Annotated in this window: 1 protein-coding gene; it reads left to right on the forward strand. The window is 40.4% G+C overall.

Annotated elements, in window-relative coordinates; genetic code table 11:
* Positions 1-14: 14 nt before the first annotated feature.
* A complete protein-coding gene (locus tag ACGHAV_RS16940; protein ID WP_390383372.1) occupies positions 15-440 on the forward strand; it encodes a hypothetical protein in 426 nt (141 codons plus the stop codon).
* Positions 441-547: the final 107 nt, after the last annotated feature.

The following is a 547-nucleotide window of genomic DNA, read 5'->3' on the forward strand; positions in this document are numbered from 1 at the left end:
GTTAGGTGCCACAGATGGAATTTTTAATTGAGCAGCACTTATTCGGAGACAATAAACTCGGAGATAGGATTGCAGCAACTGATGGAGTTCAGCACGATAAATCTTTTAAACAAGGTTATTCCATCGCTACAAATAATGGCATCTTCATTGGCCTTTTTCTTAACTTCACTGATGGCAATCACGCTTTCAAAACTTTTGAAGGTGCTATTGAGCTTAAAGGCCGAAAATTCAATTTTCACGAAAACACAACAGTTCAACAAGTAGAAGCCATTTTTGGAACTGCTGTTGATGGCTTTAAAGATGAAGTTGAAATTAGCCGGCGATTTGTAGTGTTTGGCTTGCTTATAGAATGCAGCTGGTATCATGATTCTGACGGTATATCTTTAACGTATATATCAATCGAAAGGGACGATGGCTTTTATCAAACAAGCGGCACCTAACAAAAAACTGTAGTCGTTCGCTAGCGCTCACTGGGACAATAACACGTAGGCTCAGTCGCTTTGCTCCCATTTTAGCCTACGTGTTATTGCCCCTAAGTTGGGCGTTA

Source organism: Alteromonas sp. MTD1 (assembly GCF_042848195.1).
Taxonomy (GTDB): Bacteria; Pseudomonadota; Gammaproteobacteria; order Enterobacterales; family Alteromonadaceae; genus Alteromonas.

Bases quoted from the DNA above. Each gene is read 5' to 3' on its own strand.
- ACGHAV_RS16940 (WP_390383372.1), top strand. From the start codon at position 15: ATGGAATTTTTAATTGAGCAGCACTTATTCGGAGACAATAAACTCGGA.